We start from the raw sequence: 24606 nt of genomic DNA on the forward strand, positions 1-24606 counted from the left end.
ACCCCCGGGGAGGCAGCCGTGCGGATCGGTGAGCTCGCGCGCAGGACGGGCGTCCCACCTCGCCTGCTGCGCTACTACGAGGAGCAGGACCTTCTCGCGCCCGCGCGGGAGGACAACACGTACCGCAGCTACGGCGAGGACGACGTCGCCCAGGTGGCCCGGGTCGCCGGGCTCGTCCGCGCCGGCGTCCCGACGCGTCTGGTCAAGCTGCTCCTCGACCTCGAGGACGCCCCGGCGCAGGAGGTGCCGCCCTCGTGCCCGCGCACCGTCGCCGACGAGCTGCTCGCCCAGCTCGACGACCTCGACGCCCGCATCGCGTGCCTCTCGCGCAGCCGCCGCACGCTGCACGACTACCTCGTGCGGACCGAGCACGCCGCCCTGCTGCTCGAGGGGCCCGGCGACCGGACCGGCGACTGACGCCACCGCGGGTGCCAGGCACGTCAGGCAGGCGTGCGGTCCGGCGGGACGAACCAGCTCACGGAGCGCGCGACATCCCCGGCCCGCAGCCACGTGTGGCGCTCCGAGCGCGGGTCGGTGTCGTGCTCGCGCCACGCGACCATCACGTGCGTGCGCGTCCACCGGATCGCGCGCGCCGCGCGCCACTCCTCGGAGCCGTCGGACCAGACCAGCCGCACCACGACGGCGACGTCCCCCTGCGGGCGCGTCGGGATGCCGTCGGGGACCTCGCTGTTGGCGACGTCGCGGGCCGGGGGTCGGGGCGGGGTGGTGCGGTCGTGCATGCCCTCAGACTATCGAACACCTGTTCGATCCGGCGCCACCCGGCCCGAGATCACCCGGCGGGGGAACCTCCCGCCCAGGTCACAGGCGGTTGATGCGCACCATGTTCCCCGCCGGGTCGCGGAACGCGCAGTCGCGGGTCCCGTACGGCTGGTCCATCGGCTCCTGGACGACCTCGGCACCACCCGCCTGCACCCGCGCGAACACGGCGTCCACGTCGGACGTCGCGAGGACCACCGACGCGTACGCCCCCTTCGCCATGAGCTCGGCGATGGTGCGCCGCTCGTCGTCGGTGATGCCCGGGTCGGCGGCCGGCGGGTGCAGCACGATCGACGTCTGCGGCTGCGCGGGCGGGCCGACGGTGATCCAGCGCATGTCGCCGTAGCCGACGTCGTTGCGGACCTCGAAGCCGAGCACGTCGCGGTAGAACGCGAGCGAGGCCTCGGGGTCGTCGGCGGGGAGGAAGGTGTAGTGGATGAGCAGGTCCATGCCGTCCACGCTAGGAGCGCGGGGCCGGTGTCGGCTTCTCGGATCCTGACCGATGCCGCCGCGGCCGCATCACCTGCTTGGTGACACAGCTCGGCAGCCCTGCGAGGTCACCGACGCCGTCCGCCGCGCCGTTCCCCGCACCCTCCCCCGCGCCGTCCCGCGCCGCGAGCCGCCGGTACTGCGACGGCGGGATGCCCACCAGCTCGGAGAAGCGGGTGCTGAACGTCCCCAACGACGAGCAGCCGACCGCGAAGCAGACCTCGGTGACGCTCAGGTCGCCGCGCCGCAGCAGCGTCATGGCACGCTCGATGCGCCGGGTCATGAGGTAGCTGTACGGCGACTCGCCGTAGACGGCGCGGAACCGCCGGCTCAGGTGGCCGGCCGACATGTGCGCCCCGCGCGCGAGCGCGGCGACGTCCAGCGGCTGCGCGTGGTCGCGGTCGATGCGGTCCCGCACCGCCCGCAGCAGCCGCAGCTCCTGCAGCCGCGCCTCGTCACCGGACGTCATGACGACAGCCTGCCGCGCCCGGCGCCGGATGCCCAGGCCCCCGACGGGTGGCGCACGTGGTCCGCCGGCGGCCCGGGGACGCGGCTGCTGCGGGCGCTGCCCCCCGTGCGTCGCCGTATGCTCGTGCGGCAGCGCACGACGTCGGACCTCACGGTCCACGCGGGCGCGGACGGCGTCGGCGTCGTCCTCGCGCACGACGGGGAGACCACCCGCCTACCGCCCGACGCCGTCGCCCGGCTCCGCATCGTGCCGGGAGCGCTCGCCGTGTACGCGGCGGACCGCCCGGGGGCGGCGAGCGCGTGACGGACGTCACCGCACGCCCGCCACGCGGCGGGAACCGTACGGACGCCGGAGCCGTTGCACCCCCGACACCTCAGTCGACACTGGAGAACCGATGGACCCCGACAGTCCGGGGCACAGTCCCGTGCCCCACCCCTGCGACGCGACCACGCGACGGGAGGTGGGGCTCCGATGTGGATCCTGAGTCTCCTGCTCGGCGTGGTCGTCGTGCTGGCCATCACCGCGGCGACCGCGTACTTCGTGGCCCAGGAGTTCGGCTACATGTCCGTCGACCGCTCCCGCCTGGCGGCGCGGGCGGAGGCCGGTGACGTCGGTGCGCGCAAGGCGCTCGACGTCACGCGGCGCACGTCCTTCATGCTGTCGGGCGCCCAGCTCGGCATCACCGTCACGGGCCTGCTCGTCGGGTACGTGGCCGAGCCCCTCATCGGCGAGGCGTTCGGTGAGGCGCTGGGCCTGGTGGACGTGCCGACGGGTGTCGGCATCGCCATCGGCACCGTGCTGGCCCTGCTGTTCTCGACGTTCGTGCAGATGCTGGTCGGCGAGCTGTTCCCCAAGAACCTCGCGATCGCCCGCCCCGAGGCCACCGCGGTGCGGCTCGCGACGTCGACCATCTGGTACCTGCGCGCCTTCGGCTGGCTCATCCGCATCTTCGACGCGGCGTCCAACGCGCTGCTCAAGGTCCTGGGCATCGAGCCCGTCCACGACGTCGAGCACTCCGCCACCGCGCGCGACCTCGAGCACATCGTCGCGGACTCCGTCGACCTCCCGCGCGAGCTGTCGGTGCTGCTGGACCGCATCCTCGACTTCCCCGCCAGCGACGTCGAGCACGCCATGGTGCCGCGCTCACGCGTCGACACGGTCACCCCGGACACGCCGGTCGCCCGGCTGCGCGAGCTCATGTCCGACGGGCACTCGCGCTACCCGGTGCTGGACGAGGAGTCCGTGACGGGCGTCGTGCACCTGCCCGACGTGCTGCGGTGCACCGACGCGACGGCCACGGCGGCAGATCTGCAGCGTCCCGCCACCCTGGTCCCCGAGTCGATGTCGCTGCCCGACGCCGTGCGCCTCCTGCTGGCGTCCGACAACCAGCTCGCCGTCGTCATCGACGAGTACGGCGGCTTCGCCGGCGCGCTCTCGATGGAGGACGTCGCCGAGGAGCTCGTGGGCGAGATCCACGACGAGCACGACCCGCTCGACGCGGCCGACGCGACCGAGCAGGCCGACGGGTCCTGGATCGTCGCGGGCGACGTCCACGTCGACGAGGTGGAGCGCGCCCTGGGGCGTGACCTGCCGCGCGACGACTACGAGACGATCGCCGGCCTGGCCATCGACGCGTACGGCGCCCTGCCGCCGCAGGGCACGGTCGTCGAGGTGCCGCTGGCACCCGACCCCGCCCACCTCGTGGACGACGAGGAGCCACCCGCGCAGGTGCTGCGCATCGAGGTGCTGGACGTCGAGCGGCACGTGCCCGCACGCGTCCGCCTCAGCGTCGAGGACGCCACCGACGCGCAGACCACGACGCAGCAGGAGGCCCACCGATGAGCAACCCCTGGGTCGTCGTCGCCACGACCGTCGCGATCATCGCCCTGTCGGCGTTCTTCGTCGCGGTCGAGTTCGCCATGCTGGCCGCGCGCCGCCACCGCTTCGAGGACGCCGCGGCCACGAGCCGCACGGCCCGCGCCGCGCTGCGCAGCTCCCACGAGCTGACCGTCCTGCTGGCCGGTGCCCAGCTGGGCATCACGGCCTGCACGCTGGCGCTCGGTGCCATCACCAAGCCCGCCGTGCACCACTGGCTCACGCCGCTGTTCGCGACGTGGGGCCTGCCCGCCGTGCCCGCCGACGTGGTGGGCTTCGTGCTCGCGCTGATCATCGTGACGTTCCTGCACCTGGTCGTCGGCGAGATGGCCCCGAAGTCGTGGGCCATCGCGCACCCCGAGGCGTCCGCGCAGCTGCTCGCCATCCCGATGCGGGCGTTCATGTGGGCCGTCCGGCCCGTGCTGCGGGCGCTCAACGAGTCCGCGAACCGCATGCTGCGGCGCGTGGGCGTCGAGCCGGTCGACGAGATGGTCGCCGTCACCGACCCGGCGTCCCTGCGCCACCTCGTGGAGCACTCGGCGAACGTGGGCGCGCTGGACGCGTCGTTCTCCGCACAGCTGTCGCAGGCCCTGGAGCTGCAGCGCATCACGGTGCGCGACCTCGCCGACCCCGGCGCGGTGCCGGTCACGGTGCCGACGACGGCCACGGTCCAGGACGTGCAGCGTGCGTCCCTCGACAGCGGCCACCTGCGCATCCTCGTCGGCGACGCCGGCGCGGTGACGGGCGTCGTGCACGTGCGCGACACGCTCACGAGCGCACCGTCGGACGCCGCGGCGCCGTTCGTCCGACCGGTGTACGAGCTGCCGGGCGACACCCTGGTGGCCACCGCGTTCGCCGGCATGCGGGAGGGCCGCCACCACCTGGCGGTCCTCACGGGCGGCGAGCGCACGCTGGTCGTGACGCTCGCGGACGTGGTCGAGCGGCTGCTGCCGCAGGCCACGGGCACGTCCGCCGCGTGAGCGGGCGCGGGCGGCGGGCCACCGGGCCGTCGCCCGCGCGCGTCCCGCAGGCGTCGGGCGGTCGACCAGCGGGTGAAAACCTCGTGCCCGCGCAGGCCTCCGGGCCCGCACCGGGTGACAGTGGACCTGTGCACGCGAGCCAGGACGTCCCCGGCAAGGCGCCCGTGCGCCACCCGTACTTCCAGGACCCCGGCGGCGTCGTCGCCCTCGCCCACCGGGGCTTCGCTCTCGACGGCCGGGAGAACTCCCTGACCGCGTTCGGGGCGGCCGTCGACCTCGGGTTCCGGTACGTGGAGACGGACGCGCACGCGACGGCCGACGGTGTCGCGGTGGCGCTGCACGACGAGACCCTGGACCGGACGACGGACGGCGAGGGCATGGTGTCCGAGCTGCCGTGGTCGCTGGTCCGCCGCGCCCGCATCGGTGGCGTCGACCCGGTGCCGATGCTGGTCGACGTGCTCGGCACCTGGCCGGACCTGCGGGTCAACGTCGACGTCAAGAGCGAGCACGCCGTCGGGCCCGTCGCGGAGGCGGTCGAGCGCACCGCGTCGCACGACCGCGTGTGCGTGGCGTCCTTCTCCGCCGCGCGCCGGCGCGCGACGGTGGCGCGGCTGAGCCGTCCGGTGGCGACGTCGGCCGCGACGGGCGAGGTCGCCCGGTTCCTCCTCGCGCACCGGGCGCACGCCACGCGGCTCGCGGCGCAGGCGCTGCGGGAGGTGGACGCGCTCCAGGTGCCGGTCGCGCAGGGCCGGCTGCGGGTGGTCGACGCCGGCACCGTCGCCGCGGCCCACGCCGCCGGCCGGGCCGTGCACGTGTGGACCGTGAACGACCCGGACGAGATGCACCGCCTGCTGGACCTCGGTGTGGACGGTCTGGTCACCGACCGCGCCGACCTGCTGCGTGACGTGCTGCGCGCGCGCGGCACCTGGTCCTGACGGGACCCGCGGCGCCCTGCAGGACGTGCGGGGCGCGGGCCTGTGGACGGGAGCGTCGGTGTCCCCGCGGTTCGCTACCGTGCCTCGGGTGACGACGACGGGGCACGGACGGTCCGCGACGGCCGCGACGCGCGCCCTGCGGGTGCACACCGCCGAACGTGCGGACGTGCTCGTCGACGCGCTCGCCGACGTGCTGGCGGACGTGCCGCCCGGGACCGACCCGTTCGCCCGTGAGGTGGTGGCCGTGCCCACGCGCGGGGTCGAGCGGTGGGTCGCGCAGCGGCTGTCCCACCGCCTGGGCGCCGGAGCGGACGGGGAGGGCGGTGTCTGCGCCCGCATCGACTTCGAGCCACCCACGCGCCTGGTGCGCGAGGCCGTCGCGGCGGCCACCGGCACCTCGCGCGACGACGACCCGTGGGAGCCCGAACGCCTCGTGTGGCACGTCCTGCGCGCCGTGGACGACGCCGTCGCACAGGACGTCCCGTGGGCCCGTCCGCTGCGGCGGCACCTCGTCGACCCCGACGACCGCCAGGACGTGCACGCCGGGCGGCGGCTGCGCCTCGCGCAGCGGCTCGCCGGGACGTTCGCCGCGGACGCGGCCCAACGGCCCTCGCTCGTCGCGGCCTGGGCCGCGGGACGGGACGAGGACGGCGCCGGCGCCCCCCTGCCGCCGGACCTGGTGTGGCAGGCGTCGCTGTGGCGGGCCGTGCGCGCCGCCGTCGGGGTCCCCGGGCCCGCCGAGCTCCTCGACGACGCCGTGCGCACGCTGCGTGCGGACCCGGGCGTGGTGGACCTTCCCCCGCGGCTGTCGGTCCTCGGGCCGACCCGGCTGCCGCAGGCCCACGTCGACGTGCTGACCGCCCTCGCCGCGCACCGCGACGTGCACGTCTGGCTCCCCCACCCCTCGCCGCGCCTGTGGCAGCGGGCGGCGACGTCCGCCGCGGGCGCGTCGGGCGTCGCCCCCCGTCGCAGCGCCGTGCCGACCGTCGCCGTGCACCCCCTGCTCGCGTCGGCGGCCCGCGACGCCACCGAGCTGGGGCTCCGGCTGACCGGCACGGGCGCCGACGTCACGCACCACCCGGCCCCGCCGCCGCCGGCGACCGTGCTCGGCGCGCTGCAGGCGGCGCTGCGCGCCGACGAGCGCCCCACGACCCGCGTCGCTGCCGGCCCCGAGGACCGCACCGTGCAGGTGCACTCCTGCCACGGCCGCGGACGTCAGGTCGAGGTGCTGCGCGAGGTCGTGCTGGGCCTGCTCGCGGACGACCCGACGCTGCAGCCGCGGGACGTCGTCGTGCTCTGCCCGGACGTCGAGGCGTTCGCGCCGCTGGTCGTGGCGGCGTTCGGCGCCCCGGCGACCCCCGCCGACGGCGGCGGCCCGCCCGCCCGGCACGACGCCACACCCGTCCACCCCGGACGCACGCTGCGCGTGCGCGTGGCCGATCGCGCACCGGCGCGCACCAACCCCCTGCTGCGGGTGGTCGCGGTGCTCCTGGAGCTGGCGGGGTCGCGGGTCACCGCGTCGGGCGTCGTGGACCTCGCCGGCCTGCCCGCCGTGCGCCGCCGCTTCGGGTTCGACGACGCGGCCGTCGAGCAGCTGCGCGCGTGGGCGCTCGAGTCGGGGGTGCGGTGGGGCGAGGACCTGGACCGCAGGGAGCGGTTCGGGCTCGGCCGGGTCGCGCAGGGCACCTGGCGCACCGCCACCGACCGGCTGCTGCTGGGCGTCGCGATGGCCGAGGAGGACCAGCGGTTCGTCGGGTCGGCCCTGCCCCTGGACGACGTGGACAGCACGGACGTGGACCTCGCCGGCCGCGTCGCCGAGCTCGTCGACCGGGTCACCGCGCTGCTGGACGAGCTCGACGGGGTGCGGCCCGCCGACGCGTGGTTCGACGCGCTCGAGCGTGCGCTCGTCCTGCTGGCGGCCGCCGACCCGGCCGACGCGTGGCAGGAGGTCGGTGCGCGCGCCGTGCTCGCGGACGCGCGTGCGTCGGCCGCGGGCACCGACGTGCCCCTGCGCCTGAGCGACGTCGTCGCCCTCCTTGAGCCGCGGCTCGCGGGCCGCCCGACGCGCGCGGGGTTCCGTACCGGCGCGCTGACGGTGTGCTCCCTGGAGCCTATGCGTGCGGTGCCGCACCGCGTGGTGTGCCTGCTGGGCATGGACGACGGCGTGTTCCCGCGCAGCGGCGCACCCGACGGCGACGACGTGCTGGCCCGCGACCCGCTGGTCGGTGAGCGCGACCGTCGCGCGGAGGACCGCCAGCTGTTCCTCGACGCGGTCATGGCCGCCGGCGACCACCTGGTGGTCGTGCACAGCGGCGCGGACGAGCGCACGGGCGCACCGCGGCCGCCCGCCGTGCCCGTGGGCGAGCTCCTCGACGCCGTCGACGAGTCCGTCGAGCCGGCCGGCGGACGCACCGCGCGGGAGGCGTTCGTCGTCCAGCACCCGTTGCAGACGGTCGACGAGCGCAACTTCACGGCAGGTGTGCTGGGCCGGCCGGGCCCTTTCAGCTTCGACGCCGTCGACCGCCGGGCCGCCGAGGTCGCCCGCGGCCCCCGCACGCCCCGCCCTCCGCTGCTCACGGCGCCGTTGCCGCCCCTCGAGGAGCCCGTCGTGGACCTCGACGACCTGGTGTCCGCGCTCGAGCACCCCGTCAAGGCGTTCGTGCGACGCCGGCTGGGCGTCCTGGTGCCGGGCGAGAGCGAGGACCTCGACGACCGCCTGCCGCTGACGCTCGCGCCGCTCGACGGCTGGGCCACCGGTGACCGACTGCTGACGGCGGTCCTGTCGGGCGTGGACCTGGGCCGTGCGGCGGCTGCCGAGCGGCGGCGCGGCGCGGTGCCGCCGGGCACCCTCGGCGGCGCCGCGCTGGCCGACGTCGCCACGCGGGTGAGCGCCGTCGCCGAGGCCGCCGCCCCGGTGCTGACGGTTCCCGCGACGACGGTCGACGTCACGGTGCCGCTGCCCGGCGGGCGCACCCTGGTGGGGACCGTGCCCGGCGTGCGTGGCGACGTCCTGGTGCGTGCGGTGTACGCGCGGCTCGGCGCCAAGCACCGGCTGCGTGCGTGGGTGCAGCTCCTCGCACTCGCCGCGGATCCCGCCGCCCCGGCCGTGCGCGGGGCGGTGACCGTGGGCCGTGCCGTCGGCAGCCGCCCGCGGGCCATGACCTCGTGGCTGTCCCCGCCGCCGGCGGACGACGCGCGTCGCCTGCTCGCCGACCTCCTCGCGGTGCGCGACCGTGCGCTGCGCGCCCCGCTGCCGCTGCCCGTGGCCGCCGGGGGCACGTACGCGCAGCGCCGCCACGGGCACGACGACCCGGCCGGTGCGCTCGCGGACGCCGAGCACACGCTGCGGGACCGCTTCGAGCACACGGACGAGTACCACGTGCTCGCGTGGGGCGAGGGGTTCACCCTGCCGGCCGTGGCAGGCGACCCCACGCCCGCCGACCGCGCGGCGTGGCCGCACGAGCCGACCCTGCTGGGCGCGCTCGCGCGCACCGTGTGGGACGCCCTGCTGACGCACGAGGGACGGGAGCCGGTATGACCGCCACGACCGGCCTCGACGTGTTCGACGTGCGCGGCCCGCTGCCGTCGGGCACGACCGTGCTGGAGGCCAGCGCGGGCACGGGCAAGACCTTCACCATCGCGGCCCTCACGGCGCGCTACGTCGCGGAGGGCCACGCCCGCCTGCCCGAGCTGCTGCTGGTGACGTTCGGCAGGATGGCGACCAGCGAGCTGCGGGACCGCGTGCGCGCCCGGCTGGTCGCCACCGAGCGGGCGCTGCGGGAGCCGGGCGCGCGTGCGAGCGACGACGTCCTCGTGCGGCACCTCGCGGACGTCGACGACGCCGAGCTCGCCCGCCGACGTGACCGCCTGACGGTGGCGCTGTCCGAGGTTGACGCCGCGACCATCACGACGACCCACGGGTTCTGCCAGCAGATGCTGCGCACGCTGGGCACCGCGACCGGCGGTGGTCACGTCGAGCCCGGCGCCGCGCTGCTGCCCGACGTCGCCGACCTGGAGGCGCAGGTCGTGGACGACCTGTACCTCGGCGCGTACGCGTTCGCCGAGCGGCCCGTCCTGAGCGTCCCCGAGGCGCGCGAGGTCGCCCGCGCCGCGGTGAGCGACCACGCTGCCGTCCTCGCCCCCGACGACGCTCCCCCGGGCACCCCGCCGGACCACCGGTACCGCCTGGCGCGTGCCGTCCGGCGCGAGATGGTCCGCCGGCGGCGGGCGGCGCACGTCGTCGACTACGACGACCTGCTGACGCTGCTGCACGCCGCACTGACCGACCCGGTCAGCGGCGCGGCCGCGGCCGAGCGGGTCCGCGCGCCGTACCGCGTCGTCATGGTCGACGAGTTCCAGGACACCGACGAGGTGCAGTGGGAGATCCTGCGCGCGGCGTTCCACGGCCACCGGACCCTCGTGCTCATCGGCGACCCCAAGCAGGCGATCTACGCGTTCCGCGGGGCGGACGTCCACACGTACCTGGCGGCGCGCGCCGTCGCGACGACCTCGACGCTGGGGCGCAGCTGGCGCGCCGACGCGCCCGTGCTCGACGGGCTCGCCCACCTGCTCGGCGGGGCCGCGCTGGGCGACCCGCGGATCGTGGTGCACCCGGTGCAGGCCGCACGGCAGGGACGCCGGCTCGAGGGCGGCCCGCCGGTCGTCGTGCGGCGGGTGACGCGGCGGGCCGTGGGCGCGGGCAGCGCAGCGCCACGGGTCGACGCCGTGCGCTCGCTGATCCACCGGGACGTCGCGGCCCAGGTGGTGCGGACGCTGCGGGACAGCAGGCTGCGCGACGGGGACGCGTGGCGCCCCGTCCTGCCCGGTGACGTCGCGGTGCTCGCGCGTCGCAACGCCGACGCGCTGGCGGTCCGCGACGCCCTGGTCGCGGCGGGGGTGCCGGCGGTGGTGTCGGGCCTGTCGAGCGTCTTCGCGACGTCGGCGGCCCGCGACTGGCTGGTGCTGCTGAGCGCGCTCGCGGCCACGGGTGACGCGGCCCGCGTCGCGGCCGCGGCACTGACGCCGTTCGTCGGGTGGGACGCTGCTCGGCTCGCGGGTGCCGCGGACCGCGAGCGCGACGACCTCGCGGACCTGCTGCGCGGCTGGTCCCACGTGCTCGCGGGCCAGGGTGTCGCGGCGCTGCTGCAGGCGGCGGCCGCCTCGGGCCTGCACGAACGGCTGGCCGCCCGCGTCGACGGCGAGCGCGCGCTGACCGACGTGCGGCACGTCGGCGAGGTGCTGCACGCCGCCGCCCGCGACGCGGGACTCGGGGCCGCGGCGCTGACGGAGTGGTTGCGGGCGCGCATCGGCGAGGCGGCCGGCGACTACGCCGAGGAGCGCAGCCGGCGCCTCGAGACCGACGCCGCCGCCGTGCAGGTCGTCACGGTGCACGCCGCGAAGGGTCTGGAGTTCCCGGTCGTGATGGTGCCCTTCGCGTGGGACCGCTTCGTCCCGCGCACCCCGGCGGTGCTGCGGTACCACGACGAGGACGGCACGCGACGCCTGCACGTCGGCGGCCCGGGGAGTCCGGGCTACGAGGCCGCGCGTGCCCGCCACCAGGCCGAGGAGGCCGGTGAGGACCTGCGCCTGGCGTACGTCGCGCTCACGCGGGCGAGCAGCCAGGTCGTCGTGTGGTGGGCACCGAGCACCGTGTCGGCGTCGGGGGCCGTCGGGCGCCTGGTGCTCGGGGCGCGCGACGCGCTGGGCCTGCCGCCGGACACGGTGCCGGTGCCGCGCGACGACCAGGCCGCCGCGGCTTTCGAGGCACTGGCTGACCGGTCGGGCGGGACCGTCGCGCACGAGACCGTCGACGAGGCGCCCGCGCCGGTCCGGTGGGCCCCCGAACGCGGCCCGCTGGCCCCGCTGGACGTCGCTCACCTGCACCGGACGGTCGACACGACGTGGCGCCGGACGTCCTACTCGGGGCTGACCGCCGCGGCGCACGACGCCGGCCCGGCCGGCCCCGGGGCCCCCGACAGGGTCGGCGTGGCCGACGAGCCGGAGGACCCCGGGATCCAGGACGAGTCCGACGGCCCGGTGCCGGTGCGTGCGCCGCGCGCCGGGGACACCGAGGGGCCCGACCCGGAGGCCCTGGGGCGCAGCACGCCGGAACCCGCGCTGACGGCCGCGCTGCGTGCGGTGCGGTCGCCGCTGGCGGACCTGCCGGGCGGGACGGCGTTCGGCACGCTGGTGCACCACGTGCTCGAGCACGTCGACACCGCGGCGGACGACCTCGCGGCGGAGCTGCGTGCGCGCTGCGTCGAGGCCGCGGGGTACGTCGCCGGGCTCGGTATCGACCCGGGCGTGCTGGCCGGGGCTCTGCTGCCCGCCCTGCACACGCCGGGCGGCCCGCTGCTCGGCGGGCGGACGCTCGCCCAGGTCGCCCCGCGCGACCGGCTCGCCGAGCTCGACCTCGAGCTGCCGTTGGCGGGCGGCGACCTCGACGCGTCCGGGCGGCACCCGGCGACGTTGGCGGACGTCGCCACGCTGCTGCGCGCCCACCTGCCCGCGGACGACCCGTTCGCGCCGTACGCCGGACGGCTGCAGGCGCTGCACGACGACACCGCGACGCGCCCCGGGGCCCTGCGGGGGTACCTGACCGGCAGCATCGACGCCGTCCTGCGGGTGGAGGTCGACGGCGACACCCGGTACGTCGTCGTCGACTACAAGACGAACCGGCTGGGCCCGCCGGACGAGCCGCTCACCGCGTGGCACTACCGCCCCGCGGCGACGACCCTGGCGATGATGGACGCGCACTACCCGCTGCAGCTGCTGCTGTACACGGTCGGGTTGCACCGGTTCCTGCGGTGGCGGCTGCCCGGGTACGACCCCGACCGGCACCTGGGCGGCGGCGCGTACCTCTTCGTGCGCGGCATGTGCGGGCCGGCGACACCGGTCGTGGACGGCTCGCCGTGCGGTGTGGTGTCGTGGCGGCCGCCGTCGGCGCTGGTCGTGGCACTCTCCGCGCTGCTCGACGGCAGGGGGACGGGACGATGAGCGCAGACGTGGCCACCGACGTCGTCGCGGGTGCGGACGTGGACCCCGGCGACCCGCGCCGGCCGTGGCGCGCCGGCCCGTTGCTGGGGGTGTTCGCCACGGCGGGCGTCCTGACGTCGGCCGACGTGCGCGTCGCCGAGCGGCTGGGCGACCTGACCGGCGAGGACGACGCGACAGTCCACCTGGCCGCCGCGCTGGCCGTACGCGCCGTGCGGTCGGGGTCGGTGTGCGTCGACCTGGCAGACGCCCCGACGCTCGCGGCCGAGGGGTCGCCCGAGGACCCCGGCGCACCGGCGCCCGACGTCGCGCTCCCGTGGCCGGACCTCACGGAGTGGACGGCCGCCGTGCGAGCCAGCCGGATGGTCGCGGACGGGACGGACGGCCCCGCCGACCGCCCGGTGCGGTGGGTGGACGGCCGTGTGTACCTCGACCGCTACTGGCGCGACGAGCAGGTGGTGCGCCGCGACGTGGACGCGCGGCTGCTGGGCCTGCTCGACGTCGACGACGCCGCGCTGCGGACGGCGGTGCACGCGCGCTTCGCGCGTCCGCAGGACGGCCGCCAGCGACTGGCGGCCGCGACCGCCGCGCTGTCCCGGCTCACGGTCCTCACCGGCGGACCGGGCACGGGCAAGACGACCACCGTCGCGCGGCTGGTCGCGGTGCTGCGGGACGTGGCGGGCCCCGACCTGCGGGTCGCGCTCGCCGCGCCCACCGGGAAGGCCGCCGCGCGGCTGCAGGAGGCGGTGAACGCCGAGCTGGCACGGCTCGCGGCCGAGGGCGGTGGTGCCGGGTCGTCGCGGGACAGGGCGGCGGAGGCCGCACGAGGTAGGCCGGCGGACGCCGCACCAGGTAGGGCGGCGGACGCCGCACCAGGGACGACGGCGGGTACCCGCACAGGGACGGCGGCGGGCGGCGGGGCGGCGGCGCTCACCGCGTCGACGATCCACCGCCTGCTCGGGTGGCGTCCGTCGAGCACACGGTTCGCGCACGACCGCACGCACCGCCTCCCGCACGACGTCGTGGTGCTCGACGAGGCGTCGATGGTGTCGTTGCCGCTGCTCGCGCGCGTCCTCGACGCGCTGCGGCCCGACGCGCGGCTCGTCCTCGTGGGCGACCCCGACCAGCTTGCGTCCGTCGAGGTGGGTGCCGTGCTCGGCGACCTGGTGACATGCCCCGTCCCCCGCGGGCCGCTGCCGGCGCGCCTCAGGACCCTCCTCCCGGACGACGTCCCCGGCGCGACGAGGGCCGAGCCGCCGACGACGCGACGGGGAGATCCGACCGCGCCGCGACCCAGCGAGGCGGTGGACGACACCTCGGAGGCCGGTACGGGCAGGCTCGGCGGTCTGGACGACGCGCGCGACGCCGCGGCACTGCACGGGGGCGTCGTGCGGCTCGTCGTGCCGCACCGTTACGGTCATGAGCTGGGAGCGCTGGCCGACGCCGTTCGCCGTGGCGACGCCGACACGGCACTCGCGCTCCTGCACGCGGGTGGCACGCACGCCGCGCTGGTCGAGCCCGCCTCCGAGGTCCCGGCCGACGACGAGGTCCCTGCCATCCGCAGCGCCGTCAGCACGACGGGTGCCCGCATCACCGCCGCAGCCCGTGCCGGCGACGTCGAGGCCGCGCTCGAGGCGCTGGGGGCGCACCGCCTGCTCCTCGCGCACCGGCGCGGACCGGCGGGCGTCGCCCGGTGGGCCGCCCTCGCCGAACGGTGGGTCCGCGAGGCGACGCACGAGCTCCAGGGCGGGCCGTGGCCTCCGGGGCGGCCCTTGCTCGTCACCACCAACGACCGCACCACGGGTCTGTCCAACGGCGACACGGGGGTCGTGGTCGCCGACGGCGACGACGGGGTCGTCGCGGCGTTCGGCGAGCCGGGGTCGCCACGGCTCGTCCGCCCCCACCGCCTCCCCGCCGTCGAGACCGTGCACGCGATGACGGTGCACCGTGCGCAGGGCAGCCAGTTCATGCAGGTCACGGTGGTGCTGCCGCCGGCGACCTCGCCGCTGCTGACGCGCGAGCTGCTCTACACGGCGATCACGCGGGCGCGCGAGCACGTCCTGGTCGTCGGGTCGACCGACGCCGTGCGGGCAGCCGTCCAGCGCCCGGTACGACGTGCGAGCGGTCTGCGATTCGTCCGCTGAGCCCGGTGACGCACGCCTCCGCGACGGCTCGGGCTCGACGGGGAGACCGGCCGACCACCGATCGCCCATCGCACCGCCGAACGGGCCGACAGGACGTCAGACGTGCCCTCGGTGATCCGCCGATCAACCGAGTCGGCGGGCGCATGCGCGGGTGCACGGGGGAACAACGAAAGGCCCACCCCTCGCGGGGTGGGCCTTTCGTTGAATGATTGTCCGGCGGCGTCCTACTCTCCCACACCCTGGCGGGTGCAGTACCATCGGCGCTGAAGGGCTTAGCTTCCGGGTTCGGAATGGGACCGGGCGTTTCCCCTTCGCTATGACCGCCGTAACCCTGTCGAGATGTCAACGGGAATGAACCGTTGGTTTCTCGGGAACCGCACAGTGGACGCGTAGCAATGAATGAAGTTAGTCAAGTTGTCGGCTTATTAGTACCGGTCAGCTGCGGCAGTCGTTAGTCCTGCCTTCCACATCCGGCCTATCTACCCAGTGGTCTAGCTGGGAGCCTCTCACCCCGTAGGGCATGGAAACCTCATCTTGAAGCAGGCTTCCCGCTTAGATGCTTTCAGCGGTTATCCCTTCCGAACGTAGCCAACCAGCCGTGCTCCTGGCGGAACAACTGGCACACCAGAGGTTCGTCCGTCCCGGTCCTCTCGTACTAGGGACAGCCCTTCTCAAGTTTCCTGCGCGCGCAGCGGATAGGGACCGAACTGTCTCACGACGTTCTAAACCCAGCTCGCGTACCGCTTTAATGGGCGAACAGCCCAACCCTTGGGACCTACTCCAGCCCCAGGATGCGACGAGCCGACATCGAGGTGCCAAACCATGCCGTCGATATGGACTCTTGGGCAAGATCAGCCTGTTATCCCCGGGGTACCTTTTATCCGTTGAGCGACGGCGCTTCCACAAGCCACCGCCGGATCACTAGTTCCGACTTTCGTCCCTGCTCGACCTGTCAGTCTCACAGTCAAGCTCCCTTGTGCACTTGCACTCGCCACCTGATTGCCAACCAGGCTGAGGGAACCTTTGAGCGCCTCCGTTACATTTTAGGAGGCAACCGCCCCAGTTAAACTACCCACCAGGCACTGTCCCTGATCCGGATCACGGACCGAGGTTAGATATCCAGAGCGACCAGAGTGGTATTTCAACGTTGACTCCACCGACACTGGCGTGCCGGCTTCACAGTCTCCCACCTATCCTACACAAGCCGCACCGAACACCAATACCAAGCTATAGTAAAGGTCCCGGGGTCTTTCCGTCCTGCTGCGCGTAACGAGCATCTTTACTCGTAGTGCAATTTCGCCGAGTTCGCGGTTGAGACAGCGGAGAAGTCGTTACGCCATTCGTGCAGGTCGGAACTTACCCGACAAGGAATTTCGCTACCTTAGGATGGTTATAGTTACCACCGCCGTTTACTGGGGCTTAAATTCTGAGCTTCGCACTTGCGTGCTGACCCGTCCTCTTAACCTTCCAGCACCGGGCAGGCGTCAGTCCGTATACATCGTCTTGCGACTTCGCACGGACCTGTGTTTTTAGTAAACAGTCGCTTCTCCCTGGTCTCTGCGGCCCTCCACGCTTCCCCGGGCATGCCGGTTCACGCTTGAGGCCCCCCTTCTCCCGAAGTTACGGGGGCATTTTGCCGAGTTCCTTAACCACGATTCTCTCGATCGCCTTGGTATTCTCTACCTGACCACCTGAGTCGGTTTGGGGTACGGGCGGCTAGAACCTCGCGTCGAGGCTTTTCTTGGCAGCATAGGATCACCCATTTCCCGCATACGCGGTACCCGTCGGCTCTCAGGCTTCACGAGGTGCGGATTTGCCTACACCTCACCCTACGACCTTGGACGTGGACTACCATCGCCACGCTGGGCTACCTTCCTGCGTCACCCCTGTTAATACGCTTACCTACTACCGGTTCGGGTCCCGTGCTCCCCTGCCCCGGTGTCCCGAAGGACGATGAGGCAGGCTCGGACGGTTAGCATCACCGGGCTCGGTATGGGCGGTTCTTCGCCGGTACGGGAATATCAACCCGTTGTCCATCGACTACGCCTGTCGGCCTCGCCTTAGGTCCCGACTTACCCAGGGCGGATTAGCCTGGCCCTGGAACCCTTGGTCATTCGGCGGACGGGTTTCTCACCCGTCTTTCGCTACTCATGCCTGCATTCTCACTCGTGCCGGCTCCACCGCTGGGTCACCCCGCGGCTTCACTGCCGGCACGACGCTCCCCTACCCATCCACACGACTGAACCACGAAGGCTTGTCTCATGTGTGAATGCCACAGCTTCGGCGGTGTGCTTGAGCCCCGCTACATTGTCGGCGCGGAATCACTTGACCAGTGAGCTATTACGCACTCTTTCAAGGGTGGCTGCTTCTAAGCCAACCTCCTGGTTGTCTGTGCAACTCCACATCCTTTCCCACTTAGCACACGCTTTGGGGCCTTAGCTGGTGGTCTGGGCTGTTTCCCTCTCGACTACGGAGCTTATCCCCCGCAGTCTCACTGCCACGCTCTGGCTTACCGGCATTCGGAGTTTGGCTAACGTCAGTAACCTTGTGGGGCCCATCGGCTATCCAGTAGCTCTACCTCCGGCAAGAAACGCGTGACGCTGCACCTAAATGCATTTCGGGGAGAACCAGCTATCACGAAGTTTGATTGGCCTTTCACCCCTAACCACAGGTCATCCCCCAGGTTTTCAACCCTGGTGGGTTCGGGCCTCCACGCGGTCTTACCCGCGCTTCACCCTGCCCATGGCTAGATCACTTCGCTTCGGGTCTAGAGCACGCGACTACGGTCGCCCTATTCGGACTCGCTTTCGCTACGGCTTCCCCACACGGGTTAACCTCGCCACGTACCACTAACTCGCAGGCTCATTCTTCAAAAGGCACGCCGTCACCCCTGCTAGGGAGGCTCCGACGGATTGTATGCACACGGTTTCAGGTACTATTTCACTCCCCTCCCGGGGTACTTTTCACCTTTCCCTCACGGTACTTGTCCGCTATCGGTCACCAGGTAGTATTTAGGCTTACACAGTGGTCTGTGCAGATTCACTCCGGGTTTCTCGGGCCCGGAGCTACTTGGGATCCCCTTCGGGAGGCCACGCCATTTCGTCTACGGGGGTAACACCCTCTGTGCCGGGCCTTTCAAGACCCTTCGACTATAACGCGGCTTTCTGACTCCCTGCCCAGGCGGCAGCCCGGACTGAAAGGTCCCACAACCCCGAACGCGCAACGCCTGCCGGCTATCACACGCGCTCGGTTTGGCCTGATCCGCTTTCGCTCGCCACTACTCACGGAATATCTCTTCCTGCCGGTACTGAGATGTTTCACTTCCCGGCGTTCCCTCCACACACCCTATATATTCAGGTGCGGGTCACACGACATGACTCGTGCGGGGTTTCCCCATTCGGACATCCTCGGATCACGGTTCGTTTGCCAACTCCCCGAGGCTTATCGCAGGCTACTACGTCCTTCTTCGGCTCCTGGTGCCAAGGCATCCACCCTGTGCACTTATAAACTTGACCACAAAGATCATTCAAAGATGCTCGCGTCCACTGTGCAGTTCTCAAGCAACCACCGGCCACCGCAAGACACCCCGGCGCCTACCGCACCCGACCAGTACCCACCCCCGAAGGGACGAGCACCACCCGAGCCGGCGGTTCGACCGGACCTCACGGTCCCGACCAAGGCAACACCCACCACGTGGCTGTTCCCTCAGGACCCAACAGCGTGCCAAGCCGACCCGCGACGAACCGGTGAGCTCTTCGTTCCCTCCCCACAGACAAGCTGCAGGCGTACTAGAAAGCCACCGACCCAACGAGCCGGCCAGTAGTCGATGTTCCACCCGTGAGCACCACCCCGGCCGCGTTCGGACCGAGCGTGGGCCTGGACACCACCACCACCCCATGACAGGACGACGTGATGCCAGATGCTCCTTAGAAAGGAGGTGATCCAGCCGCACCTTCCGGTACGGCTACCTTGTTACGACTTAGTCCTAATCGCCAGTCCCACCTTCGACGACTCCCCCCAAAAGGTTGGGCCATCGGCTTCGGGTGTTACCGACTTTCATGACTTGACGGGCGGTGTGTACAAGGCCCGGGAACGTATTCACCGCAGCGTTGCTGATCTGCGATTACTAGCGACTCCGACTTCATGGGGTCGAGTTGCAGACCCCAATCCGAACTGAGACCGGCTTTTTGGGATTCGCTCCACCTCGCGGTATCGCAGCCCTTTGTACCGGCCATTGTAGCATGCGTGAAGCCCAAGACATAAGGGGCATGATGATTTGACGTCATCCCCACCTTCCTCCGAGTTGACCCCGGCAGTCTCCCATGAGTCCCCGGCATAACCCGCTGGCAACATGGGACGAGGGTTGCGCTCGTTGCGGGACTTAACCCAACATCTCACGACACGAGCTGACGACAACCATGCACCACCTGTACACCGACCTTGCGGGGCGCACATCTCTGCACGTTTCCGGTGTATGTCAAGCCTTGGTAAGGTTCTTCGCGTTGCATCGAATTAATCCGCATGCTCCGCCGCTTGTGCGGGCCCCCGTCAATTTCTTTGAGTTTTAGCCTTGCGGCCGTACTCCCCAGGCGGGGCACTTAATGCGTTTGCTGCGGCACGGAATCCGTGGAATGGACCCCACACCTAGTGCCCAACGTTTACGGCATGGACTACCAGGGTATCTAATCCTGTTCGCTCCCCATGCTTTCGCTCCTCAGCGTCAGTTGCGGCCCAGTGACCTGCCTTCGCCATCGGTGTTCCTCCTGATATCTGCGCATTCCACCGCTACACCAGGAATTCCAGTCACCCCTACCGCACTCTAGTCTGCCCGTACCCACTGCAAGCCCCAGGTTGAGCCTGAGGTTTTCACAGCAGACGCGACAAACCGCCTACGAGCTCTTTACGCCCAATAATTCCGGACAACGCTTGCGCCCTACGTATTACCGCGGCTGCTGGCACGTAGTTAGCCGGCGCTTCTTCTGCAGGTACCGTCACTTTCGCTTCTTCCCTGCTGAAAGCGGTTTACAACCCGAAGGCCGTCATCCCGCACGCGGCGTCGCTGCATCAGGCTTTCGCCCATTGTGCAATATTCCCCACTGCTGCCTCCCGTAGGAGTCTGGGCCGTGTCTCAGTCCCAGTGTGGCCGGTCGCCCTCTCAGGCCGGCTACCCGTCGTCGCCTTGGTAGGCCATTACCCCACCAACAAGCTGATAGGCCGCGAGCCCATCCCCCACCGATAAATCTTTCCAGACGCTACAGATGCCCGTGCGTCTCGTATCCGGTATTAGACCTCGTTTCCAAGGCTTATCCCAGAGTGAAGGGTAGGTTGCTCACGTGTTACTCACCCGTTCGCCACTGATCCGGTCAGCAAGCTGACCTTCACCGTTCGACTTGCATGTGTTAAGCACGCCGCCAGCGTTCGTCCTGAGCCAGAATCAAACTCTCCGTGAATGTCAAACAGCCACCCACCGACCGAAACCGGCGAGCAACAGACACACAAAGAACCCCCCAAAAGAGGGGCATCAACTGGCATCATCCCTGACCAGACCCACGGGGTGGACCCAGCCAGGATCGACACCACAAACATGGCATCGACTACTTGGCACACTGTTGAGTTCTCAAGGAACAGACGCGCATCCTCGTGAACGCTTTCGCGCTTTCGCAGGAGGCTTTGTTCGATCTTCAATCTACCAGGCGTTCTCCGCGCCCCTGACCACCGTGGTGATCCAGGCCCTGGCGAACGCCGCCGCACGACTCTACCCGACGCGCTGAGCGCCGAGAACCACCATGCGGGGGATGCCCAGCTCCTGCGGGGACCGACCACCGAACGACTGCTCGGTGTCCGTTCCTCCCTGCTGGGCGGGCTAGAGGAACGTTACGCGGGCGCCGAGCGCACGGTCAAATCCCGGACGGGTGATGCGGACCACGGCGCCGCGAGCACGTCCCGTCCCTCCCGCCGTCCGCACCCGGCCCTTCTCTCCGGGTGCCGCGGCGTGCGCCCGTGGCGCCGCTGGCACGCGGCGGTGCGCCCGCCGCGGCCGGGCAGCAGGGGCTCGCGTGCGACCCCGACGTCCGGCTGCCCACCGGTCTGCCGCCGGCGCGACCACACCGACGTCGATGTCGGCTCCACCCCTGTGTTCGCGTGGTGTCCCGGCCGGAGGTCGTCCGCAGTCGACGCGGCGCCCACGCGCGGCGACGGCGCACGTCGCCGACAGACCTGTCCGCGCGGAGCTCCCGTCGCCTCACCTCATCGAGAGCGCGCGCATGGCGCGACGGTCGAACGACCAGCGCGCGGGGAGCGCGCCCAGCCGTCTTCCCAGCTCGGCACGGAGCGCGGCCGAGTCCTCCACCACCATGATCCGCATGGCGACGGAGGAGTGCCGGTCCCACAGCTCGACGAGGTCGGCGCCCCGCGGCACCCACTCGTAGTCGAGCCCGCTGATGTCCGAGATCGACATCGCCCTCACGCCACGCCGAGTCTGCTCCACGAGGTGGTCGCCGTCGATCCAGTGTCGTCTGACCGGACAGAAGGCGACGTAGACGACGGCACCGACGACGCATGCGCCGATGGACGCCGGCCGCCACGGTCCGTCGAGGGTGAGCAGACAGATCGGGACTCCCAGCAGGAGGCCCAGTGCGGAGAGGGCGACGCCGTTGGCGACGCTCTCCTCCTCGCTCACGAACTCCCGTCCCTGTGCGGGCACCGTCCACTCCTGACGTCAGGTCGTCGAACCCTCGAAGCCTGCCGCCACTCCCCTGCCCTGGCCACATGACCGAGCGCGTCGTGCTGCCGGCGCTGCGCGTCCTGATGTAGCGGCAGGCGGGCGGGGCGAGGGAGCCCGGACCCGGGTGGCACTCACGTGCCCCGGGTCCGGGCCCCTCGCCTCAGCAGCAGCTCTCGTGCGCCACACGCTCGCGCGCGTCGTCGCGTGCCCGCCACCACTGGGCGCGGGTCAGCGGCGGGTGGTCGCCGTGGTGGGTGGCGTGCGCGGCGACGTACCGGTCGTACGCCGCCTCACCCGTCATCTCCCGCACGTACCACCGCACGGCACGGAGCACCTTCCTCATCTCAGTGCGACCCTCCTGCCAGCAGCTTCGGGTCACCGACCACGGCGTACTCCGCCTCGACCTTGCGCTCGAGCGGGGTCGGCACCAGCAGCCCGGACGGTGCGTAGAAGTGCGACGGCTCGTCGGGGTCCTCGCTCGTGCCGACCTCGTCCCCGCGTCCGGCGCCGGCCTTCAGCGCCTTGACGACCGCCACGACGGCCGTCGCCATGAGCAGCCCGACGAGCACGACGAACAGGATCGACAGCGTGCCCTGGATCGCGGTGTTGCGCACGGTGGCCTCGGCGTTCGCGAGGGCGTCACCCTCGAGCCCGCCGGCCGCGATCTTGTCCTTGGTCGCGTTGTGCAGCGCCCAGTAGCCGATCGCCAGGTCGCTGGAGAAGATCTTCTGGTACGACGCCGTGAACGTGGTCGCGGTGTCGAACGCGAGCGGCACCAACGGGATCCAGGCCCACTTCACGAAGCCCTTCTTCACGACCATCACCGTGACGATCGTCAGCGCGCTCGCCGCGATGAGCTGGTTGGCGATGCCGAACAGCGGGAACAGCGTCCGGATGCCGCCGTTGGGGTCGGTGACGCCCATGAGCAGCAGCGATCCCCACGAGGCCACGACGACGCCCGTCGTGAGCCACGACCCCAGGCGCCAGCCCGGGTCCCGGAACCTCGGCAGCAGGTTGCCGATGGCATCACCCAGCTGGAACCGCGCGACGCGGGTCACCGCGTCCACGGCGGACAGGATGAACAGCGCCTCGAACATGATGGCGAAGTGGTACCAGAACGACATCATCGCTTTTCCGCCGACGACGTTGTGCATGATGTTCGCCATGCCGACCGCGAGCGTCGGTGCACCGCCCGTGCGGGACACGATCGACGGTTCGCCGACGTCCTCGGCGACCTGCTCGAGGGCGGCGGCGCCGGTGAGCGTGACCTCCTCACCGTCGACGACGGAGTCCCACGTGACCACCGGCTGGTTGCCGGCCGGGTCCGAGACGCCGAGGTTCGCGATGGCGGCCGCGGCGTTCTCCTCGGGCGTGCCGTCGGCCGAGTACTGCTCGCCGGCCGTCTGCTCGATCGACGCCGGGGACATGTTCATCGAGAAGTAGATGCCCTGGTTGAGGGAGACCGCGGCGGCCAGCGCCATGATGGCGACGAACGACTCCATGAGCATGCCGCCGTACCCGATCATGCGGACCTGCGACTCCTTCTGGACCATCTTGGGGGTGGTCCCGGAGGAGACCATCGCGTGCATGCCGGACAGGGCACCGCAGGCGATGGTGATGAACAGGAACGGGAAGAGCGCCCCGGCGAACACCGGGCCCTCCGAGTTGAACGCGAACTCGGTGACGTCGGGCATCTGCGCGATGGGCCGCACGACGATGATCCCGACGGCGAGCAGGAGGATCGTCCCGACCTTCATGAACGTCGACAGGTAGTCGCGCGGCGTGAGCAGCAGCCACACGGGCAGCACGGCGGCGAAGAACCCGTAGATGACCATGCACACGACGAGCGTCGTCGGGGTGAGGTGGAAGAAGTCGCCCCACGAGGACTCGGCGACGTAGCGTCCGCCGATGATCGCCGCCAGCAGCGCGACGAACCCGATGATCGACACCTCGGTGACGCGGCCCGGCCGCAGGTACCGCAGGTACAGGCCCATGAGCAGCGCGATCGGGATGGTGCAGCCGACCGAGAAGACGCCCCACGGGGACTCGGCCAGGGCGTTGACGCAGACCAGCGCGAGCACGGCCAGGACGATCATCAGCATGACGAACACGACGATGATGGCGACCGTGCCGCCGAAGCGCCCGATCTCGTCGCGTGCCATCTGGCCCAGCGACCGACCGCCGCGACGCATCGAGTAGAAGAGCACCAGCATGTCCTGCACGGCGCCGGCGACGACGACGCCGAGGATGATCCACAGCGTGCCGGGCAGGTAGCCCATCTGCGCCGCGAGCACGGGCCCGACGAGCGGTCCCGCACCGGCGATGGCGGCGAAGTGGTGCCCGTAGAGCACACGCCGGTCGGTGGGGTCGAAGTCCCGGCCGTTGTTGATGCGCTCGGCGGGGGTCGCCCGCCGGTCGTCGGGCCGCATGATGCGCCTCTGGATGTACAGCGCGTAGAACCGGTACGCGATCGCGTACGTCGACACCGCGGTGACGACGAACCAGATCGTGTTGACCTCCTCGCCGCGCACGACGGCGAGCATCATCCAGCCGAACGCCCCGAGCAGCGAGATGCCCACCCAGAGCGCCACCTTCATCGGCGTCCAGCGCGGCTTCTCGACGACGCCGACCGGTACCCCGGCGTCGTCACGCAGGATCTCCGCCTGTTCCTCCGGCGTGTACTCGGGCACGCGCGGTTCTTGCGTGGTCGTCATGTCAACTCCGTCGGTGACAGCGAGGCGGCCGTCGTCGCCCGCCCGACGGCCCTGAGCAGCACCATCGTGGACGTAGCCCGAGGATTGCGCACGGGACTCACGTCACTCGCGCCGCACCAGGTCCCGTGCCTGCGGACCGGCGGGTCGACCCGGTGCCGCGTATGCGCAGGTCTGCCGCCCTGAGGCACCGCTCACGGCTGGTCAGCGGCCCCGCGAGGGGCGGTCGGAGTGCGGATCGGCGACGCCTCCCGGCGCGGTGTGCACATCGTCCCGGCCGGGGCCGTCGTCGACCGACGACGAACCCGTAGCCGGTCATTCCGCGAGCCTCCACAGCAAGAGCAGTCCCAGGAAGACGACGAGCGACACCGAGCGCAGAGCTGACGGGTTCGCCCACGCCTCCAGCACGGTGCGGTCGGCGGTGCGTCGCCTCACGTCGACGAGCGTCAGCACCACCATGACCACGCCGGCGGCGATCACCACGAACTCCACGCGTCGAGCCACCTCCT

15 protein-coding genes and 3 rRNA genes are annotated in these 24606 nt (G+C 71.7%); 8 read left to right on the forward strand and 10 right to left on the reverse strand.

Going from position 1 to position 24606, the window contains the following annotated elements:
* Positions 1-18: 18 nt before the first annotated feature.
* Complete coding sequence (locus tag KG103_RS12225; protein ID WP_207340896.1) at positions 19-417, forward strand: MerR family transcriptional regulator; 399 nt, start codon at positions 19-21, stop codon at positions 415-417.
* 23 nt (positions 418-440) lie between these two features.
* On the opposite strand, the gene KG103_RS12230 is transcribed toward KG103_RS12225, so the two are convergent.
* The 3 genes from KG103_RS12230 to KG103_RS12240 form a co-directional block, all read right to left on the reverse strand.
* On the reverse strand, positions 441-740 hold the full coding sequence (locus KG103_RS12230) for a hypothetical protein (protein ID WP_207340895.1): 300 nt from the start codon (positions 738-740) through the stop codon (positions 441-443).
* A 79-nt stretch (positions 741-819) separates the two neighbouring features.
* Positions 820-1227 (reverse strand): VOC family protein, encoded by a 408-nt coding sequence (locus tag KG103_RS12235; RefSeq protein ID WP_207340894.1) that lies wholly within the window; start codon positions 1225-1227, stop codon positions 820-822.
* A gap of 10 nt (positions 1228-1237) precedes the next feature.
* Positions 1238-1735, reverse strand: coding sequence for a helix-turn-helix transcriptional regulator (locus KG103_RS12240; RefSeq protein WP_207340893.1), 498 nt, complete (start codon positions 1733-1735; stop codon positions 1238-1240).
* A gap of 105 nt (positions 1736-1840) precedes the next feature.
* Between KG103_RS12240 and KG103_RS12245 the strand changes: the two genes are divergently transcribed.
* From KG103_RS12245 to KG103_RS12275, 7 genes are all read left to right on the forward strand, one after another.
* Positions 1841-2038 (forward strand): hypothetical protein, encoded by a 198-nt coding sequence (locus KG103_RS12245; protein ID WP_207340892.1) that lies wholly within the window; start codon positions 1841-1843, stop codon positions 2036-2038.
* 168 nt (positions 2039-2206) lie between these two features.
* The gene (locus KG103_RS12250; RefSeq protein ID WP_207340891.1) at positions 2207-3577 is read left to right on the forward strand and encodes a hemolysin family protein; all 1371 of its coding nucleotides are present in this window, start codon (positions 2207-2209) and stop codon (positions 3575-3577) included.
* Positions 3574-4590, forward strand: a complete 1017-nt coding sequence (locus KG103_RS12255; protein ID WP_207340890.1) for a CNNM domain-containing protein — start codon at positions 3574-3576, stop codon at positions 4588-4590. The genes KG103_RS12250 and KG103_RS12255 overlap by 4 nt, the downstream gene beginning before the upstream one ends.
* Positions 4591-4718: 128 nt before the next feature.
* The gene (locus tag KG103_RS12260; protein WP_372434895.1) at positions 4719-5525 is read left to right on the forward strand and encodes a glycerophosphodiester phosphodiesterase family protein; all 807 of its coding nucleotides are present in this window, start codon (positions 4719-4721) and stop codon (positions 5523-5525) included.
* 88 nt (positions 5526-5613) lie between these two features.
* A complete protein-coding gene (recC, locus tag KG103_RS12265) occupies positions 5614-9063 on the forward strand; it encodes an exodeoxyribonuclease V subunit gamma (protein ID WP_249670576.1) in 3450 nt (1149 codons plus the stop codon).
* The gene (locus KG103_RS12270) at positions 9060-12521 is read left to right on the forward strand and encodes a UvrD-helicase domain-containing protein (RefSeq protein WP_207340889.1); all 3462 of its coding nucleotides are present in this window, start codon (positions 9060-9062) and stop codon (positions 12519-12521) included. The genes recC and KG103_RS12270 overlap by 4 nt, the downstream gene beginning before the upstream one ends.
* A complete protein-coding gene (locus tag KG103_RS12275; protein ID WP_207340888.1) occupies positions 12518-14662 on the forward strand; it encodes an AAA family ATPase in 2145 nt (714 codons plus the stop codon). Before KG103_RS12270 ends, KG103_RS12275 begins: the two co-directional genes overlap by 4 nt.
* A 211-nt stretch (positions 14663-14873) precedes the next feature.
* Here the strand turns inward: KG103_RS12275 and rrf are convergent.
* From rrf to KG103_RS12310, 7 genes are all read right to left on the reverse strand, one after another.
* Positions 14874-14990: ribosomal RNA gene (gene rrf, locus KG103_RS12280) — 5S ribosomal RNA — on the reverse strand.
* 77 nt (positions 14991-15067) lie between these two features.
* A 23S ribosomal RNA gene (locus tag KG103_RS12285) occupies positions 15068-18177 on the reverse strand.
* Between the two features lie 415 nt (positions 18178-18592).
* Positions 18593-20112 (reverse strand): 16S ribosomal RNA (locus KG103_RS12290).
* Together the 16S, 23S and 5S rRNA genes form the textbook arrangement of a ribosomal RNA operon.
* Positions 20113-20903: 791 nt before the next feature.
* Positions 20904-21365 carry a hypothetical protein gene (locus KG103_RS12295; protein ID WP_207338869.1) on the reverse strand — a complete coding sequence of 154 codons (462 nt, stop codon included), beginning with the start codon at positions 21363-21365 and terminating at the stop codon, positions 20904-20906.
* A gap of 181 nt (positions 21366-21546) precedes the next feature.
* Positions 21547-21729, reverse strand: coding sequence for a YbdD/YjiX family protein (locus KG103_RS12300; RefSeq protein WP_207338870.1), 183 nt, complete (start codon positions 21727-21729; stop codon positions 21547-21549).
* Position 21730: 1 nt separating this feature from the next.
* Entirely contained in the window at positions 21731-24100 is a 2370-nt protein-coding gene (locus tag KG103_RS12305) for a carbon starvation CstA family protein (RefSeq protein ID WP_207338871.1), read from the reverse strand.
* Between the two features lie 312 nt (positions 24101-24412).
* A complete protein-coding gene (locus KG103_RS12310) occupies positions 24413-24589 on the reverse strand; it encodes a hypothetical protein (RefSeq protein WP_207338872.1) in 177 nt (58 codons plus the stop codon).
* Between the last annotated feature and the right edge of the window lie 17 nt (positions 24590-24606).

Origin of the sequence: Cellulomonas wangleii, assembly GCF_018388445.1 — a bacterium.
GTDB lineage: Bacteria > Actinomycetota > Actinomycetes > Actinomycetales > Cellulomonadaceae > Cellulomonas > Cellulomonas wangleii.

Bases quoted from the DNA above. Each gene is read 5' to 3' on its own strand.
- KG103_RS12230 (WP_207340895.1), bottom strand. From the start codon at position 740: ATGCACGACCGCACCACCCCGCCCCGACCCCCGGCCCGCGACGTCGCC.
- KG103_RS12235 (WP_207340894.1), bottom strand. From the start codon at position 1,227: ATGGACCTGCTCATCCACTACACCTTCCTCCCCGCCGACGACCCCGAG.
- KG103_RS12240 (WP_207340893.1), bottom strand. From the start codon at position 1,735: ATGACGTCCGGTGACGAGGCGCGGCTGCAGGAGCTGCGGCTGCTGCGG.
- KG103_RS12250 (WP_207340891.1), top strand. From the start codon at position 2,207: ATGTGGATCCTGAGTCTCCTGCTCGGCGTGGTCGTCGTGCTGGCCATC.
- KG103_RS12255 (WP_207340890.1), top strand. From the start codon at position 3,574: ATGAGCAACCCCTGGGTCGTCGTCGCCACGACCGTCGCGATCATCGCC.
- KG103_RS12270 (WP_207340889.1), top strand. From the start codon at position 9,060: ATGACCGCCACGACCGGCCTCGACGTGTTCGACGTGCGCGGCCCGCTG.
- KG103_RS12275 (WP_207340888.1), top strand. From the start codon at position 12,518: ATGAGCGCAGACGTGGCCACCGACGTCGTCGCGGGTGCGGACGTGGAC.
- KG103_RS12300 (WP_207338870.1), bottom strand. From the start codon at position 21,729: ATGAGGAAGGTGCTCCGTGCCGTGCGGTGGTACGTGCGGGAGATGACG.
- KG103_RS12305 (WP_207338871.1), bottom strand. From the start codon at position 24,100: ATGACGACCACGCAAGAACCGCGCGTGCCCGAGTACACGCCGGAGGAA.